This window comes from Devosia sp. XK-2, assembly GCF_037113415.1.
Lineage (GTDB): Bacteria > Pseudomonadota > Alphaproteobacteria > Rhizobiales > Devosiaceae > Devosia.
In genome coordinates, this window is record NZ_CP146608.1 from 3336570 (window position 1) to 3351594 (window position 15025).

The following is a 15025-nucleotide window of genomic DNA, read 5'->3' on the forward strand; positions in this document are numbered from 1 at the left end:
CATACGTCAAGCTCACGGCCCAAAAAACGCGTCCAGATGACTGAACAGCAGCTATTCCTGAAACACAGGGCGCAATGGCCTAGCCCGGCTGGCCGCCCAGCGTTTGCACCGCCTTCGCCCCGCCTGCAATCCCGGCGGTCAGGCAGGCCTCATGCCCTTCCCCGCGCATCAGGGCAGCCACGAAACCGGCGGCAAAAGCATCGCCGGCTCCGGTCGTATCGACCACCTGCACCAATGGCGCAGGCCGGCTCTGGATGACGCCGTCGCGCCCGCCCAAAGCCGCGCCGAAGCGGCCGCGCTTGATGACCACATGCGCAAATTGCTGGCCCAGCACCTGCATTTGCAGGCCGAAATCGGCCTCCCCGCTCAACAGCTCCGCTTCGGCTTCATTGGCAAACAGCCAATCGGCCGGGCCCACCCAATCGAGGAAAATCCGCGGCCCGACCTCTTCGAGAAAACCAGTCGAAGCCGGATCGATGGCAATGGCCACGCCCTTGCTGCGCGCAAGGCCGATGAGGCTTTGCACCGCCTTGCGCGGACCCGGGGCAAAAAAACTATAGCCCGAGATCACCAGCAACCCGATCCCGTCGAGCAGGCTCTCGGGCAGGTCTTGCGCGGAAAGATTGAGATTGGCGCCCCGATCGGTGAGAAAGCTCCGCTCTCCCGACGGATCGAGCAGGGTCACCAGCACGCCCGATGGCAGCGCCTTGTCGCCCGCCAGCGCCGGCACCACGCCCCGCCCCCGGAAATAATTTTCGCATTCTGCCTTTTCATCGGCGCCTACCCGCGCGGCAAACAGCACATCGGCGCCGGCCGCCGCCAGCCAGACCGCCTGGTTGGCGCCAGAGCCGCCCGGCCGATGGCGAATTTCCGCGCGGCGGTCCGAGCCCGGAACGATCGGGCCATCGGGCCGCACGATAATGTCGGTCATCACATCGCCGACAACCAGAACCCGGGCATTCATGCCTTGGGCGAAGCCTTGAAGGCGGCGAGGGCCACGGCGATCTCGGCCGCCACTTTGGCATTGTTCTTGACCAGGGCAATATTGCTCTGAAGCGACTTGCCCTCGGTGAGTTCAAAAATGCGCTGCAACAGGAAGGGCGTCGTCGCCTTGCCCCGGATGCCCTGGGCTTCAGCATCGCCCAGCGCCTGGGCGATAAAGCCCTCAATGGCAGATGCCTCCCAGGCATCGGCTTCCGGGATCGGATTGGCGATCAGCACGCCGCCCATATCGAGGTCGGACTGGATGGCCAGCATTTTTGCCACCTCGGCGGCGCTATCGAAGCGCTGATCCACCTTGTGGCCGCTGGTGCGGGCCCAGAAGGCGGGAAATTCATCGGTGCCGAACCCGAGCACCGGCACGCCATTGGTTTCGAGCACTTCGAGCGTCTTGGCGATATCGAGAATAGACTTGGCCCCCGCGCAAACCACGGCAACCGGCGTGCGCCCCAGTTCTTCAAGATCAGCGGAAATATCAAAGCTGGCCTCGGCGCCGCGATGCACCCCGCCAATGCCGCCGGTAGCAAAAATGCTTATGCCGGCCATGGCCGCAATCTGCATTGTGGTGGCAACGGTCGTACCGGCCATGACGCCCCGCGCCAGAAGATTGGCGAGATCGCGCCGGCTGGCTTTGGCCGCGGCATGCCCTTCCTCGGCCAGGCGCTGCAGATCCGCGCCCGAAACACCGACGCAAAGCTTGCCATCCATCACCGCGATCGTGGCCGGCACCGCACCATTGGCCCTGACCACATCTTCGACCTCGCGCGCCATGGCAAGGTTCTGCGGATAGGGCATGCCATGAGTAATGATGGTGGATTCGAGCGCCACCACCGGCCTGCCGCCCGCCAATGCCGCTTCCACTTCGCCCGAGACCGACAGATAGGCCTTTGCACTCATGCTCTTGTTCACTCCGGATACGCTCTATGTCCTGCCGCGCGGGCAAGGGGATTGGCGCTGCTTTTGCGCCGCGCCACCGGCGCGGTCAAGTCCTGCAAAAACTTGGCCGCCACCGCCTTGTCGGCCTTCCGGTTTGGCGATAATTTGCCCCTGTCTTTGAGAGGGAAAGGGCACGTCGCTGGCTAGGACCATTGTTGATGGCGCGCAGGATGCGCCTCGATACACGCCCCTATACGGGTTGATCGCAGCGACGGCTTCTGGCGCTTGTGGGCGCCGCCCCTTGGCGCATATCCAGTTCAGTTTCATCCCATTTCCGGGGTCTCGACCATGAGGCCCCGGGGTTGAGCCGCGGCTCTTTCCGCGAAAGGGCGCCTGTCGCCACGAACCGGCGGTCCGCATGGACGCCAAATCGCCTCCACCACGTCCCCCTTAGGAGACTAAACTGATGAAAAAGTCGCTCGCCATTGCCCTTGGCGCTGTTCTGGCTGCGAGCCCTGCCATTGCGCAGGAGGAGCCGGTGCTCAACGTCTATAACTGGTCCGACTATATTGCCGACGACACCATCGCCAATTTCGAGGCCGAGACCGGCATCAAGGTCAATTACGACGTCTACGACAATAACGAGATCGTCGATGCCAAGCTGCTGGCCGGCAATTCGGGCTACGATATCGTCGTGCCCACCGGCAATTTCCTCGAGCGCCAGGTCAAGGCCGGCCTGCTGCTCCCGCTCGACAAGTCCAAGCTGCCCAATCTGGCCAATCTCGACCCCGCCGTCATGGCCGTGGCTGCCGAGCATGACCCGGACAATGCCCATTCGGTGCCCTATATGACCTTCACCATTGGCCTGGGCTACAATGTCGCCAAGGTCACCGAAGCGCTGGGCGCCGATACCCCGATCGATAGCTGGGACATCCTGTTCAAGCCCGAAAATGCCGAAAAGCTCGCCGGTTGCGGCATTGCCCTGCTCGATAGCCCCTCCGAGGTCATGGGCACGGTGCTCCACTATATCGGCAAGGACGCCAATTCGGAGAGCGAGGAAGACCTCGCCGCGGCCGAAGCGGCCCTGACCGCGGTCAAGCCCTATATCCGCTACTTCCATTCCAGCCAGTACATTGACGACCTGGCCAATGGCGAAATCTGCCTGGCGCTGGGCTATTCGGGCGATATCTTCATTGCCGCCGACAGCGCCGCTGAAGGCGTCGAGGTGGGCTATGTCATTCCCAAGGAAGGCGCCGCCACGCTGATGGACCTTCTGGCCATTCCCGCCGATGCCCCGCATCCGGACAATGCCCATAAGTTCATCGACTATATCATGCAGCCTGAAGTGGTGGCCGCGATCACCGACTATGTGTTCTACGCCAATCCCAACCTGGCCGCGACCGAGTTCGTCTCCGAAGAGGTCAAGGGTAATCCCGGCATCTATCCGCCGGCCGAGACGGTCGCCAATGCCTTTGCGCTGACGGCCCATTCGCCCGAGTTCGAAGAGGTGCTGACCCGCACCTGGACCCGGATCAAGACCGGTCAGTAACATCCACACAGCAGGGACGGTACTCACCGTCCCTGCCCTTATCCGGCTAGAGCGTCATGGCAAAAAAACCGCAGCTTGCGATCGATACGCGTCCATGGCGCGATACGGCCAATAACAAGCCCTTCGTGCGCATCAAGAACGTCTCCAAGAAATTCGGCGACATCATCGCCGTCAACGATGTCTCGCTCGACATCTACAAATCCGAACTCTTCTGCCTCTTGGGCGGCTCCGGCTCGGGAAAGTCGACCCTGCTGCGCATGCTGGCCGGTTTCGAAACCCCGACATCGGGCACCATCGAGATCGACGGCCAGGACATGACGTCCGTGCCGCCCTATGACCGGCCGGTCAATATGATGTTCCAGTCCTATGCGCTGTTTCCGCATATGTCGGTCGAACAGAACATTGCCTATGGTTTGAAGCGCGATGGCCTGCCCCGCGCCGAAATCAATGCGCGCGTGGCTGAGCTATTGGCCCTGGTCAAACTCGAAGACTATGGCAAGCGCAAGCCGCATCAGCTTTCCGGTGGTCAGCGCCAGCGCGTGGCCCTGGCCCGCGCCCTCGCCAAACGCCCCAAACTCCTCCTCCTCGACGAACCCCTTGGCGCTCTCGACAAGAAGCTGCGCGAGGAAACCCAGTTTGAGCTGGTCAAGATTCAGGAGAGCCTCGGCGTCACCTTCATCGTGGTCACCCACGACCAGGAAGAGGCCATGACGCTCGCCACCCGCATCGGGGTGATGAACCAGGGCGAAATCGCCATGATCGGCGAACCCACCGATATCTATGAATTCCCCAATTCGCGCTTCGTGGCCGGCTTTATCGGCTCGGTCAATATGGTCGAGGGCGTGGTGACCGAGGACGAACCGGACCATGTGCGTATCCGCTCCAACGAGCTGGGCTCGGACATCTATGTCGGCCATGGCGTCGACTGCGCGCCTGAACAGACATTGTGGTGGGCCATCCGCCCGGAAAAAATGGTGCTGAGCCGCGAGCGCCCGGCCGGCAAGAACGGGGCGAATGTCACAGCCGGTGTGGTCGAGGAAATCGCCTATCTGGGCGATATCTCGGTCTATCAGGTGGCGCTCGAAAGCGGCAAACGTATCCGCGTTTCCCAAACCAATTCGGTCCGCGGCAACCCCGACGCCATCACCTGGGAAGAACAGGTCTACGTCACCTGGGACGAAGATGCCGGTTCGGTGCTGACGTCATGAGGAACGAAAGCGAAATGGCCGCAGGCCACCTCTCCCTTTGGGGGAGAGGTCGGCGCGCAGCGCCGGGTGAGGGGGCCTTCCTCGGCACCGGCTCCTGCCGGAAGGCCCCCTCGCCCCAACCCTCTCCCCTTAGGGAGAGCGGGCGCATCGCGTTCGCCTACTGTTGCGGAGCCCGCTCATGACCGCCACCCACGACCCCACCATTCCCCCGCCCCGGCGGCTCAAACCCTGGAATGCCGTCGAAAAAGGCCTGGCCCGCGTCGGCATTACCGGGCGCATGCTGGTGCTGGCCGCGCCGGTGCTCTGGCTGCTGGTCTTTTTCCTGATCCCGCTGGCCGTCGTCTTCGGCATTTCGCTGGCCAATAAGCAATTCGGCCGTCCGCCCTATACGCCGCTTCTGACCAGTGAAGAGGGCACGGTGCAATTGACCCTGCACCTCAATAACTACATTCGCCTCTTCACCGACAATCTCTATGTCGCCGCTTATTTGAGCTCCATCCGCATTTCCGCCATTGCCACCGTGATCACGCTCTTGGTCGGCTATCCTATGGCCTATGCCATTGCTCGCGCGCCCGACCGCTGGCGCAATATTCTTCTCATGCTGGTGATCCTGCCCTTCTTCACCTCCTTCCTCCTGCGCGTTTACGCGCTGACCGGCTTCATGCGCGGCAATGGGGTGATCAATCAGTTTCTCGGGCTCTTCGGCATCGAGCCCATCGTGATGATGCAGACCGATTTCGCCGTCTATGTGGGCATTGTTTACACCTACCTGCCCTTCATGATCCTGCCGCTCTATACGACCCTGGTGAAGCTCGACGTCTCGCTCTTCGAAGCCTCGGCCGATCTGGGGGCGCGGCCGGTGCACACCTTCCTTTTCATCACCCTGCCGCTTTCCCTGCCCGGCATCATTGCCGGCTCCATGCTGGTCTTCATTCCCGCCATTGGCGAATTCGTCATTCCCTCGCTTCTGGGTGGCCCGGAAACCCTGATGATCGGCCGCGTCCTCTGGGACGAGTTCTTCACCAATACCAATTGGCCTCGCGCCGCCGCCGTCGCGGTCGCCATGCTGCTGGTGGTTGTGGTGCCGATCATGCTGTTGCAGCGCGCCCAGGGCGCGGTGGTGGAGAAATAAGATGCGGCGCGGCTGGTTCCTTCCCATCGCGGCGGCTCTGGGCTTTTCCTTCCTCTATGCACCCATCGTCTCGCTGGTCATCTTCTCGTTCAACGAAAGCCGGCTGGTCACCGTCTGGTCGGGCTTCTCGGTCCAATGGTATGGCGAGCTGTTCCGCGACCCGCAAATGCTCGGCGCCGCCTGGCTGAGCCTGCAGATCGCCGCGCTTTCCGCCACCATTGCCCTGGTCCTGGGCACCTTGGCCGCCGTGGCCCTGGTGCGCTTCCGCCGCTTTCGTGGCCGCACGCTTTTTTCCGGCATGGTCTCGGCCCCGCTGGTCATGCCCGACGTGATCACCGGCCTCTCCCTGCTGCTGCTCTTTGTGGCCATGGAAGGCATTCTGGGCTGGCCGCAGGGCCGCGGCATGCTCACCATCGTCATCGCCCATGCCACCTTCTGCACCGCCTATGTTTGCGTGGTGGTGCAGTCCCGCCTCTCCGATTTCGACCGGAGCCTTGAAGAAGCCGCCATGGATCTGGGTGCCTCGCCCGTCCGCACCTTCTTCGATGTCACCCTGCCCATCATCGCCCCGGCCCTGGTCTCGGGCTGGCTCCTGGGCTTTACCCTGTCGCTGGACGATCTGGTCATTGCCAGCTTCGTCTCCGGCCCCGGCTCCTCGACCCTGCCCATGGTCATCTTCTCCAAGGTACGCCTCGGTGTCTCTCCCGACGTCAATGCGCTCGCCACCATCATTATCGGCATCGTAGCGCTCGGTGTTCTGGCGGCCACCATCATCCAGCTCAGGAGCAAGCCCAAAAGCGGGCAGGCGTAAGATAAGCGGCGGGCGTCCATACTGAGGGAGGAAAGAGCGTGGATGAACGTTTTCGTGCGCTTGTAGAAGGTTTGCACCCAAAGTTTGAGCAACTGGTCGCTATGGAACCTCATGCCGGGGTTCCTCCCCCAACAAAAATGCCAGTAAGCGGTATCTATCTCTTTAGCGATGGCGACAAACCGCTCTACGTAGGCCGCTCAAACAGGTTGCGGAAGCGTTTCTTCCTTCACACGCGCGAAGGCTCTCGACATAATCAAGCAAGCTTCGCCTTTCGGCTCGTCGCTGAAGCGTTGAAGCTCCCGCCCGCTTCCTACACCAAGGATGGCAGTAGAAAGGTCGTGGCATCGACCGAGGAGTTCATTCGAGAGTTTGCCGCTGCCAAGAAGCGCATCCGGGCCATGAATTATCGGTATGTAGAGGAAACTGACCAAACGCGCCAGGCGCTGCTTGAAATCTATGCTGCGGTAGTCCTTCAAACTCCCTACAACGATTTTGGCACGCACTGACGCAATCCACCTCGGTGCGCACCGACCACACCTCCCTGCAAAATCGTGACAAATCAATGACTGGACAGGCCCGGAAAACGCAGGCAAGCTCACCCCATGTTCAACCAAAGCAAAGGAGGTGATCCAGTGTCTTATGAGATTTTGGCTCTTGAGGAAGGTCTGGGTTTTCGTGTGTTGACTGGGAGTGATCTCGGATAAGCACGCGCCTCCCGGCCCTCAAGGCCGATAAGCTCAGGAAGGGTCGTTCGAAAGAACGGCCCTTTTCTGTTTCTGCCAACGCACTTGACGCCGCCGCCCAAGCCATTGATACCCCTGCCCGAGCCCAAAGCGCTTCCAGAAAAAGTGGTTGCCGGTTTTTCGGTTCGGAAGCGCTACAAATAAACTTGGAGGCAGCCTTGTCCTCGGCCAATTTCGTCCTGACCCTTTCCTGCACCGACCGGCCCGGCATCGTCGCCGCCGTTACCACTGAACTGGCGGCGCTCAAGGCCAATATCGCCGAGAGCAATCAGTTCTGGGATCGCGAGACCGGCCGCTTCTTCATGCGCCTGGCCTTTGCCGCGCCCGAGGGTATTGGCCGCGATGCTATCGAGAAAGCACTGAAATCGCCCATCGAGCGCTTCGACATGAAAACCGCGCTCTCCGATGAAAGCCGCAAGAAGCGCATCGTCATCCTGGTCTCCAAATTCGACCACACCCTCCTGCATCTGCTCTATCAGATCCGGGTCGGCTGGCTCGATGCCGAAGTGGCCACCATCGTCTCCAACCATGAAGATGCTCGCAAAATTGCCGAAGATGCCGGCATCCCCTACCATTATCTGCCGGTCACCAAAGACACCAAGCCCGAGCAGGAAGCCCAGATATTGGACATCGTCAAAACCACCGGCGCTGATCTGGTGGTGCTGGCCCGCTATATGCAGGTGCTGTCGGACAATCTCTCGACCCGCCTTTTCGGCCAGGTGATCAATATCCATCATTCCTTCCTGCCCAGCTTCAAGGGCGCCAAGCCCTATCACCAGGCCCATGAGCGCGGCGTCAAGATCATCGGCGCCACCGCCCATTACGTCACCCCGGACCTCGATGAAGGCCCGATCATCGAGCAGGAAACCGCCCGCGTCACCCATGCCATGAGCCCCGACGACCTGGTCGCCGCCGGCCGCGACATCGAAAGCCGCGTCCTCGCCCGCGCCGTCAAGCTGCACCTGGAAAGCCGGGTCATGCTCAATGGCAAAAAGACGGTGGTATTCGGCTAAGGCGGGCGCCCAAGCACAGCGGCTCCTTCGTCCCCTCGCCCCTCAGGGGAGAGGGTAGCGTCGCCGGGCGCCTTGGCGACCTGGCAGAGCTGGGGTGAGGGGTGCAACCCTCTCGGCAAAGACCACAATGCGCCGTTCGAGCATAGCTCTCATGGCCTTTTCGCCTGAGGGGGAAAGGACCGGCGGCATCGGCAACCGAGCCGTACTAAACCGGCAAATCTTCCAGATTGAGCGAATCCGCCAGGCTCGTCTGATCGAGCACCGCCCGTGTCGCCAGCGTCACCCGCTCGAACACATGGCGGATTTCGCAAGACCCCTCGTCCTGGCAGTCGACGCATTTCTTGTAAGCGATCTTGGAAAGGCACGGCAAAGGCGCGATCGGCCCATCGATCAGCCGCAGCACTTCGCCATAGGTGATTTCCTCGGGCGCCTTGAGCAGCTCATAACCGCCCATGCGGCCGCGGCGCGAATTGACGAGGCCGGCGCGCTTCAATTCCAGCAAAATCTGTTCGAGGAATTTCTTCGGGATCGCCTGATCCTTGGAAATCTCCCCGATCATCCGGCTCTGCCCGCGTCCGGCCCGCGCCAGCGATACCAGTGCCCGCAAGGCATATTTCGCCTTTTGCGATATCATGCGTCCCCCCAGGCGTTGACCGCCATCAGTCCTTCTTTTCCGGCTCGACCGGCGGCACGGGCTGACCCGCGTCCTGCCCGGGCCCGGACTCATCATCCTCGCCGCCGCCGCCCTCATCCCGTTCCGGCCCCTCTTCGGCCTCCGGCAGGCTGACGATCTCGTCGATCTCGGCCGGCGCCTCACCCACCGAGGGCGTTTCGACAATCGGCTCGATCACCGCCGGCGGCACCACCATCTCGGCTTCCGCGTCCTCGTCCGCAGGACTTTCCGGCTCGGCCTCGGCAAGGGGCGCCGCATCGACCACGGCAATCTCGGCTTCCGCCTTCTCGCCAGTTTCGGCAGAAGGCGTCACCGCTTCCGCCTCGGCCTCGTCCGCCTCTTTGGAGGGATCGGTAGCCTTGGCTTCGCCCGGCTCACCGGTCGCCGCGTCCTTGACCTCGTCCGGCTGCTCACCGAGCGCCGCTTCGGTCAGGGCCGCACCCATGGCCGCATTGGCCAGGATATTCTCGGCCGTGGGCAATTTGGAGTCCTCGGGCAGGTCGACACCGGCATTGTCCGCGCCCGCCGCGCCGCGCAGGAAGGCCAGAATGCCCTTGCCGATTTCCTGTTCGCCGCGAATGATCGTGGTGGCGCCCAGATCGCGCAGGAAGGTCTCTTCCTCCTCCGAATAGGCCCGGCTGATAATGGCGATATCGGGGTTGAGCTTGCGCCCGCTTTCGCAGACCGAGCCGGCCTCGAAGCCATTGGAAATCGCCACCAGCAGCGCCCGCGCCTGAGCCAGGTTTGCCAGCTTGAGCACATCTTCGCTGGCGGCATTGCCAAAGATCACCTCAAATCCTTCGGCCCGCGCCGCCGCCACGTCATGATCGGAATCCTCGATCACCACCAGCCCGCCGCCGTCGGCCTTGATGCCGGCCGCCACGATGCGCCCGACCTGCCCATAGCCCACCAGCACGGTATGGCCGGTCTGGTGCGAGGGCTCACCCGTATCGTCATCAGCGCCCGGCGCACCGCGATCCACCGCACCTTCCGATGGCGCGTCGGTCGTGGCAGGCCCTTCAGCCGCCATGGAGGGCTCCATCCGCGTTTCGCCGGCCGGCTCGACGCTCTCATCGCGCCGCGCCACCCGGGCCTCGAGCCGCGGCTTGACCAGGTCGAGCACGAAAAACACCACCGGATTGAGCACGATGGAAATCAGCGCCCCGGCCAGGATCAGGTCCTGCCCTTCCGAGGGCAGAATGGCAAGTGCCACCCCCATGCTGGCCAGGATGAAGGAAAACTCACCGATCTGCGCCAGCGAGGCGGAAATGGTCAGCGCCGTCGAAACCGGCCGTCGGAACAACACCACGATCCAGAAGGCAGCCAGCGATTTGCCGATAACGATGATGAACACCGTGGCCAGCACCAGAAGCGGCTGTGTCACGATAATGGTGGGATCGAACAACATGCCCACCGACACGAAGAACAGCACCGCAAAGGCGTCACGCAGCGGCAGCGTCTCCTGCGCGGCACGGTGGGAAAGCTCGCTTTCCGAAAGGATCATGCCGGCAAAGAACGCGCCCAGCGCCAGCGACACGCCGAACAGCACCGCCGATCCCAGCGCCACGCCCAGCGCAATGGCCAGCACCGCCAGGCGGAACAATTCGCGGCTGCCGGTATGGGCGGTGCCATGCAGGGCCCAGGGAATGATCCGCCGCCCCACCACCAGCATGAAGCCCACAAAGGCAGCAACCTTGAGCAGGGTCAGCCCCAGAATGCCCCAGATGCCGATATCGATACCCAAAAGCCGGGTGACAAAGGACACGAAGGGGTCGTGCACACCCTCGACCGCGCCGTTAAGGCTCGCAATGGCCGGCACCAGCACGAGCGCCAGCACCATGGCCAGGTCTTCCACGATCAGCCAGCCTACCGCGATCCGGCCCCGCTCGCTTTCAATGAGCCGCCGGTCCTGCAGCGCCTTGAGCAGCACCACGGTCGAGGCCACCGACAAGGCCAGACCGAAGAGGATCGAGCCGAACAGCTCCCAGCCCAGCATCAGCCCCAGCCCCATGCCCAGAAGCGTGGCAAAGCCCATCTGCGCCACCGCCCCCGGAATGGCCAGCGCCCGGACACTCATCAGGTCTTTCAGCGAGAAATGCAGGCCCACGCCGAACATCAGGAGGATCACCCCCAGTTCGGCCAGCTCCGCCCCCAGCGCCTGATCGGCAATGAAGCCCGGCGTATAGGGCCCCACGATAATGCCGGCAAACAGATACCCCACCAAAGGCGGCATGCGCAGCCGATTGGCCACCATGCCGAAAATATAGGCCAGCACCAGACCCGCGACGATCGTGGAGATCAGGGGGGTATCGTGGTGCATCAACGCCTCCGGGCCGTTCGGTTATCTCGATTAAAACAATGGGGTATTTTCCCCGGGCAGCGCAAGCTTTCCCTGCCAATGACATATCAGCCATTCGGATCGGTCACGCGGCAAGCTCTATAGATCAGGTCAAGTATGTTGGAACTTTGACCCGTGCCGAAGGCAAAATCGCTCCAGTGGAGCGATTTTAGGGTCAAAGGCCACGAGAGCTATGCTCGAATGGCGGACCCGGGCCAAAAAAACGCGCCCGAAACCATTCATCCGCTACACGGACCGCGCCTCAGCTCACAATCGTAATCTTCTCGGCCGCCCGCGTGATCCCGGTATAGAGCCAGCGCGCCCGCTCCTCTCGGAACACGAAGCTCTCGTCAAAGAGATAAACATTGTCCCATTGGCTGCCCTGCGCCTTATGGACGGTGAGGCAATAGCCGAAGGTAAACTCGTCAAATTGCCGGCGCTCGGGCCAGCTCATGGCATCCTCCTCGCCCGAAAAGAACGCCTTGTGGGTCAAAACCCGCGCCTCGCCCTTGCCCTCGTCATCGGCCAGCAGCAGGCTCCATTTGCCGTTCGAGCGCCGTGTGGCGTCGGTGACGATCCAGATCTGCCCATTGAGCAGGCGCTTGCGCGGATTATTGCGCAGGCACACCATGCGATCGCCCACCACCGGCTCGTGAAAGGGCAGGCCCTTCAATTCGCGCAGGCGGTCATTATAGGTCAGCCGCGTCTTGTTGCGCCCCACCAGCACCTGGTCGGCCTCCAGCACCGCGTCCCGATCCACCTGGTCGCGCCCCACCACCACGCTTTCGCCATAGCGGCCGTGCTCGAGAAAGCCGCCCTCGCGCACCGCCATGGAGAGCTGGATGATCGGATTGTCCGCCGCCTGGCGGTGGATTTCGGTCAGCATGATGTCGGGCTCTTTATTGATGAAGAACCCCGCCCCCTGCACCGGCGGCAATTGGAACGGATCGCCCAGCACCAGAACCTTGACTCCGAAGCTCAGCAGATCCGCGCCCAGTTGCTCATCCACCATCGACACCTCATCGATGACGATCAGGTCGGCATCGGCCGCCGGGCTTTCGGGGTCGAGCACGAAGCGCGGCTCGCCCTCCTTCTCGCTCACCAGCGTATAGATCAGGCTATGAATGGTCTGCGCGCCCTTGCAGCCGCGCTTGCGCATAACCATGGCCGCTTTGCCGGTAAAGGCGGCATATTTGACGCTTCGGACATCCTGCGCCAGATGCACCGCCAGGGTCGATTTGCCGGTGCCCGCCCAGCCGAACAGGCGGAACACCTGAGGGCCGTTCTTGTCCTTGAGCCAGGCCGAAACCGCGACCAGTGCCGCATCCTGCTGGCTCGACCAGACCGGCGGCATCAGGCGATCACCGTCGCGACCGTACCGACACCCTCAATCTGGCCTTCCAGCACATCGCGCCGCCGCACCGCGCTGACCCCGGCCGGCGTGCCGGTCATGATCAGGTCACCGGCCTTGAGCGTCACCAGGCGGCTGAGAAAGGCTATGGTTTCGCTCACGTTCCATAACTGGTCGGCAAGGTCGCCCCGCTGCCGCTCTGCGCCATTGACGCTGAGCGTAATCGCCCCACGCGCCGGATGGCCGATGGCGCTGGCCGGCGCAATCGTGCCGATAGGGGCAGACTGGTCAAAACCCTTGGCCATGGTCCAGGGCCGGCCGGCCTTTTTGGCCTGGGCCTGCAGGTCGCGCCGCGTCATGTCGAGCCCGGCGGCATAGCCGAATACGTGATCGAGCGCGTCGTGCTCGCCGATCGCGGCGCCCTCCTTGCCAATGGCCACCACCAGCTCGATCTCGTGCTGCAGGTCCTGCGTTTGCGGCGGATAGGCGATTGGCGCGCCATCGATCACCACCGCATCGGCGGGCTTGTCGAAAAAGAATGGCGGATCGCGCAGATCATTGCCCATTTCTTTGACGTGCTCGGCATAATTGCGACCGACGCAATAGATGCGCCGCACCGGAAAAAAGCCGCCGCCCTGCACCGGCACCAACACCGGCTGCGGCGCGGGAATAACCAGGTCAGCCACGCTTGAACTCCTCGGCATAGGGCCCGATCAGGTCGAGATCGATTGCGCTCAACCGGTCCTGCGCCGTAAAGGATTGATGCCAATAGGGATAAAGCAGCGGCGGACGGCTGACCGCATCGAGCCGCGCCCGCTCGTCGTCGCTGAGCTTGAACCGTGCTGCGGCGATATTGTCGGCAAACTGCTTTTCATTGCGCCCGCCGATGATGACCGAGGTCACACCCGGCCGGCCCAATAGCCAGCTCAACGCCACCTGCGCGCCGGAGACACCGCGCGCCTCGGCAATGGCCACGAGCACGTCAATGACGGAATAGAGCTGGTCCCAATCATAGACGGGCGGCTCACGGAAGCCCCCGACATGCCGCCCGCTCTCCGGCCCGCTGTCGCGGCGATATTTGCCCGACAGCAATCCCCCGGCCAGCGGCGACCAGATCAGCATGCCCAGGCCTTGGTCCTGGGTAATGGGCACCAGCTCATATTCGGCGTCGCGGCTATGCAGCGAATAATGGATCTGCTGGGAAACAAAGCGCTGGCCATGCACTTTTTCAGCGGCCATCAGCGCCTTCATGATGTGCCAGCCCGAATAGTTCGAGCAGCCGATATAGCGCACCTTGCCCGAGCGCACGAGGCTATCGAGCGCCTCCATGGTTTCCTCGACGGGTGTCATCCCGTCCCATTCATGCACCTGATAAAGGTCGATCACATCGGTCTTGAGGCGTTTGAGGCTCGCCTCGGCTTGGGCGATGATATGGTGGCGGCTCAGCCCGATCTCATTGGGGCCGTCACCCATTTTGAAGCGCACCTTGGTCGCCACCAGCGCCCTTTGCCGCCGCCCGCTCTCCTTGAGCACATCGCCCAGAATTTCCTCGGAGACCCCGGCATTATAGACATTGGCCGTGTCATAGAGATTGATCCCGGCATCCAGGCACATATCCACCTGTCGCGCCGCATCTTCCGGGCTGGTATTGCCGATCTTTTCCGATCCGCCAAAGGTCATGGTCCCCATGGTCAGCACCGAGACTTTCAGTCCCGAACGTCCCAGATATCGATAATCCATGGATTCCTCCTTTGTTCCGCAAGGCTAAGGACTAAAGGGGCGGGGGAGTCGGGTCAATCTTGCCCTTGAAAATCTCCTCGCCCGCCCGGCGCAGGACCGGGGCAGGCCATATTGGAATTGCCGGCCTTATTGGCATAGTCTCCTCCCAAAACGTCTGAGGAGATTCCCATGCTCTACGCAATTCTCTGCTACAATGAAGAAAATGTCGTCTCCACCTGGACCCAGGAAGAAGACGACGCCTGCATAGCGCGCCTGCTGGACGTTCAATCCGGCATGGCAGCCAAAGGCAAGATGGGGCCCGTGGTCCGCCTCTGGAACACCGACGAGGCCAAGACCCTGCGCAAGTCCAATGGCGAACCAACCGTATTCGACGGCCCCTTTGCCGAGACCAAGGAACAGTTTCTGGGCTTCTATGTCGCCGATTGCGCCGATATGGACGAGGCGCTGGATTTCGCCCGCGAGCTGGCCGAGGCCAATCCCGGCACCGGCTCCTACGAAATCCGCCCCCTGCGCTTTTTCGGCGACAACAAACTGGCCAGCACCGAAATGCTCAACGTCGCCGCCGAGTAAGCAGCGCGAGCACCGGCTTAAA

General features: G+C 62.3%; 13 protein-coding genes and 1 pseudogene. 7 read left to right on the top strand and 7 right to left on the bottom strand.

Annotated elements, in window-relative coordinates:
- Nucleotides 1–79: 79 nt before the first annotated feature.
- Together V8Z65_RS16400 and V8Z65_RS16405 are read right to left on the bottom strand one after the other, a co-directional pair.
- A complete protein-coding gene (locus tag V8Z65_RS16400; protein WP_338721222.1) occupies nt 80–964 on the bottom strand; it encodes a sugar kinase in 885 nt (294 codons plus the stop codon).
- Nucleotides 961–1896, bottom strand: coding sequence for a pseudouridine-5'-phosphate glycosidase (locus V8Z65_RS16405; RefSeq protein WP_338721223.1), 936 nt, complete (start codon nt 1894–1896; stop codon nt 961–963). The genes V8Z65_RS16400 and V8Z65_RS16405 overlap by 4 nt, the downstream gene beginning before the upstream one ends.
- Before the next feature lie 442 nt (nt 1897–2338).
- Between V8Z65_RS16405 and V8Z65_RS16410 the strand changes: the two genes are divergently transcribed.
- The 6 genes from V8Z65_RS16410 (at nt 2339) to purU (ending at nt 8331) form a co-directional block, all read left to right on the top strand.
- Nucleotides 2339–3424: a polyamine ABC transporter substrate-binding protein gene (locus tag V8Z65_RS16410; RefSeq protein WP_338724056.1), complete on the top strand. Its 1086-nt coding sequence runs from the start codon at nt 2339–2341 to the stop codon at nt 3422–3424.
- 56 nt (nt 3425–3480) lie between these two features.
- Nucleotides 3481–4632, top strand: a complete 1152-nt coding sequence (potA, locus tag V8Z65_RS16415; protein WP_338721224.1) for a polyamine ABC transporter ATP-binding protein — start codon at nt 3481–3483, stop codon at nt 4630–4632.
- A gap of 178 nt (nt 4633–4810) precedes the next feature.
- A complete protein-coding gene (locus V8Z65_RS16420; RefSeq protein ID WP_338721225.1) occupies nt 4811–5764 on the top strand; it encodes an ABC transporter permease subunit in 954 nt (317 codons plus the stop codon).
- 1 nt (nt 5765) lies between these two features.
- A complete protein-coding gene (locus V8Z65_RS16425) occupies nt 5766–6575 on the top strand; it encodes an ABC transporter permease subunit (protein ID WP_338721226.1) in 810 nt (269 codons plus the stop codon).
- Between the two features lie 38 nt (nt 6576–6613).
- Nucleotides 6614–7081: a hypothetical protein gene (locus V8Z65_RS16430; protein ID WP_338721227.1), complete on the top strand. Its 468-nt coding sequence runs from the start codon at nt 6614–6616 to the stop codon at nt 7079–7081.
- A gap of 395 nt (nt 7082–7476) precedes the next feature.
- Nucleotides 7477–8331: a formyltetrahydrofolate deformylase gene (gene purU, locus V8Z65_RS16435; protein ID WP_338721228.1), complete on the top strand. Its 855-nt coding sequence runs from the start codon at nt 7477–7479 to the stop codon at nt 8329–8331.
- Nucleotides 8332–8536: 205 nt separating this feature from the next.
- On the opposite strand, the gene V8Z65_RS16440 is transcribed toward purU, so the two are convergent.
- The 5 genes and pseudogenes from V8Z65_RS16440 to V8Z65_RS16460 all read right to left on the bottom strand — a co-directional run bounded on the left by V8Z65_RS16440 (nt 8537) and on the right by V8Z65_RS16460 (nt 14433).
- The gene (locus tag V8Z65_RS16440) at nt 8537–8965 is read right to left on the bottom strand and encodes an Rrf2 family transcriptional regulator (RefSeq protein WP_220305017.1); all 429 of its coding nucleotides are present in this window, start codon (nt 8963–8965) and stop codon (nt 8537–8539) included.
- A 583-nt stretch (nt 8966–9548) separates the two neighbouring features.
- Nucleotides 9549–11324: pseudogene (locus V8Z65_RS16445) on the bottom strand (cation:proton antiporter); the annotation flags it as partial.
- A gap of 280 nt (nt 11325–11604) precedes the next feature.
- Complete coding sequence (locus tag V8Z65_RS16450) at nt 11605–12696, bottom strand: AAA family ATPase (RefSeq protein ID WP_338721229.1); 1092 nt, start codon at nt 12694–12696, stop codon at nt 11605–11607.
- Nucleotides 12696–13370, bottom strand: a complete 675-nt coding sequence (locus V8Z65_RS16455) for a fumarylacetoacetate hydrolase family protein (protein ID WP_338724057.1) — start codon at nt 13368–13370, stop codon at nt 12696–12698. Before V8Z65_RS16455 ends, V8Z65_RS16450 begins: the two co-directional genes overlap by 1 nt.
- 1 nt (nt 13371) lies before the next feature.
- On the bottom strand, nt 13372–14433 hold the full coding sequence (locus V8Z65_RS16460) for an aldo/keto reductase (RefSeq protein ID WP_338721230.1): 1062 nt from the start codon (nt 14431–14433) through the stop codon (nt 13372–13374).
- Nucleotides 14434–14601: 168 nt separating this feature from the next.
- On the opposite strand from V8Z65_RS16460, the gene V8Z65_RS16465 reads away from it, so the two are divergent.
- Nucleotides 14602–15003, top strand: coding sequence for a YciI family protein (locus V8Z65_RS16465; RefSeq protein ID WP_338721231.1), 402 nt, complete (start codon nt 14602–14604; stop codon nt 15001–15003).
- Nucleotides 15004–15025: the final 22 nt, after the last annotated feature.

Excerpts from the sequence above, each read along its gene's own strand:
- V8Z65_RS16465 (WP_338721231.1), top strand. The coding sequence starts at position 14,602 with ATGCTCTACGCAATTCTCTGCTACAATGAAGAAAATGTCGTCTCCACC.
- V8Z65_RS16405 (WP_338721223.1), bottom strand. The coding sequence starts at position 1,896 with ATGAGTGCAAAGGCCTATCTGTCGGTCTCGGGCGAAGTGGAAGCGGCA.
- V8Z65_RS16440 (WP_220305017.1), bottom strand. The coding sequence starts at position 8,965 with ATGATATCGCAAAAGGCGAAATATGCCTTGCGGGCACTGGTATCGCTG.
- potA (WP_338721224.1), top strand. The coding sequence starts at position 3,481 with ATGGCAAAAAAACCGCAGCTTGCGATCGATACGCGTCCATGGCGCGAT.
- V8Z65_RS16450 (WP_338721229.1), bottom strand. The coding sequence starts at position 12,696 with ATGCCGCCGGTCTGGTCGAGCCAGCAGGATGCGGCACTGGTCGCGGTT.
- V8Z65_RS16420 (WP_338721225.1), top strand. The coding sequence starts at position 4,811 with ATGACCGCCACCCACGACCCCACCATTCCCCCGCCCCGGCGGCTCAAA.
- V8Z65_RS16460 (WP_338721230.1), bottom strand. The coding sequence starts at position 14,433 with ATGGATTATCGATATCTGGGACGTTCGGGACTGAAAGTCTCGGTGCTG.
- V8Z65_RS16425 (WP_338721226.1), top strand. The coding sequence starts at position 5,766 with ATGCGGCGCGGCTGGTTCCTTCCCATCGCGGCGGCTCTGGGCTTTTCC.
- V8Z65_RS16400 (WP_338721222.1), bottom strand. The coding sequence starts at position 964 with ATGAATGCCCGGGTTCTGGTTGTCGGCGATGTGATGACCGACATTATC.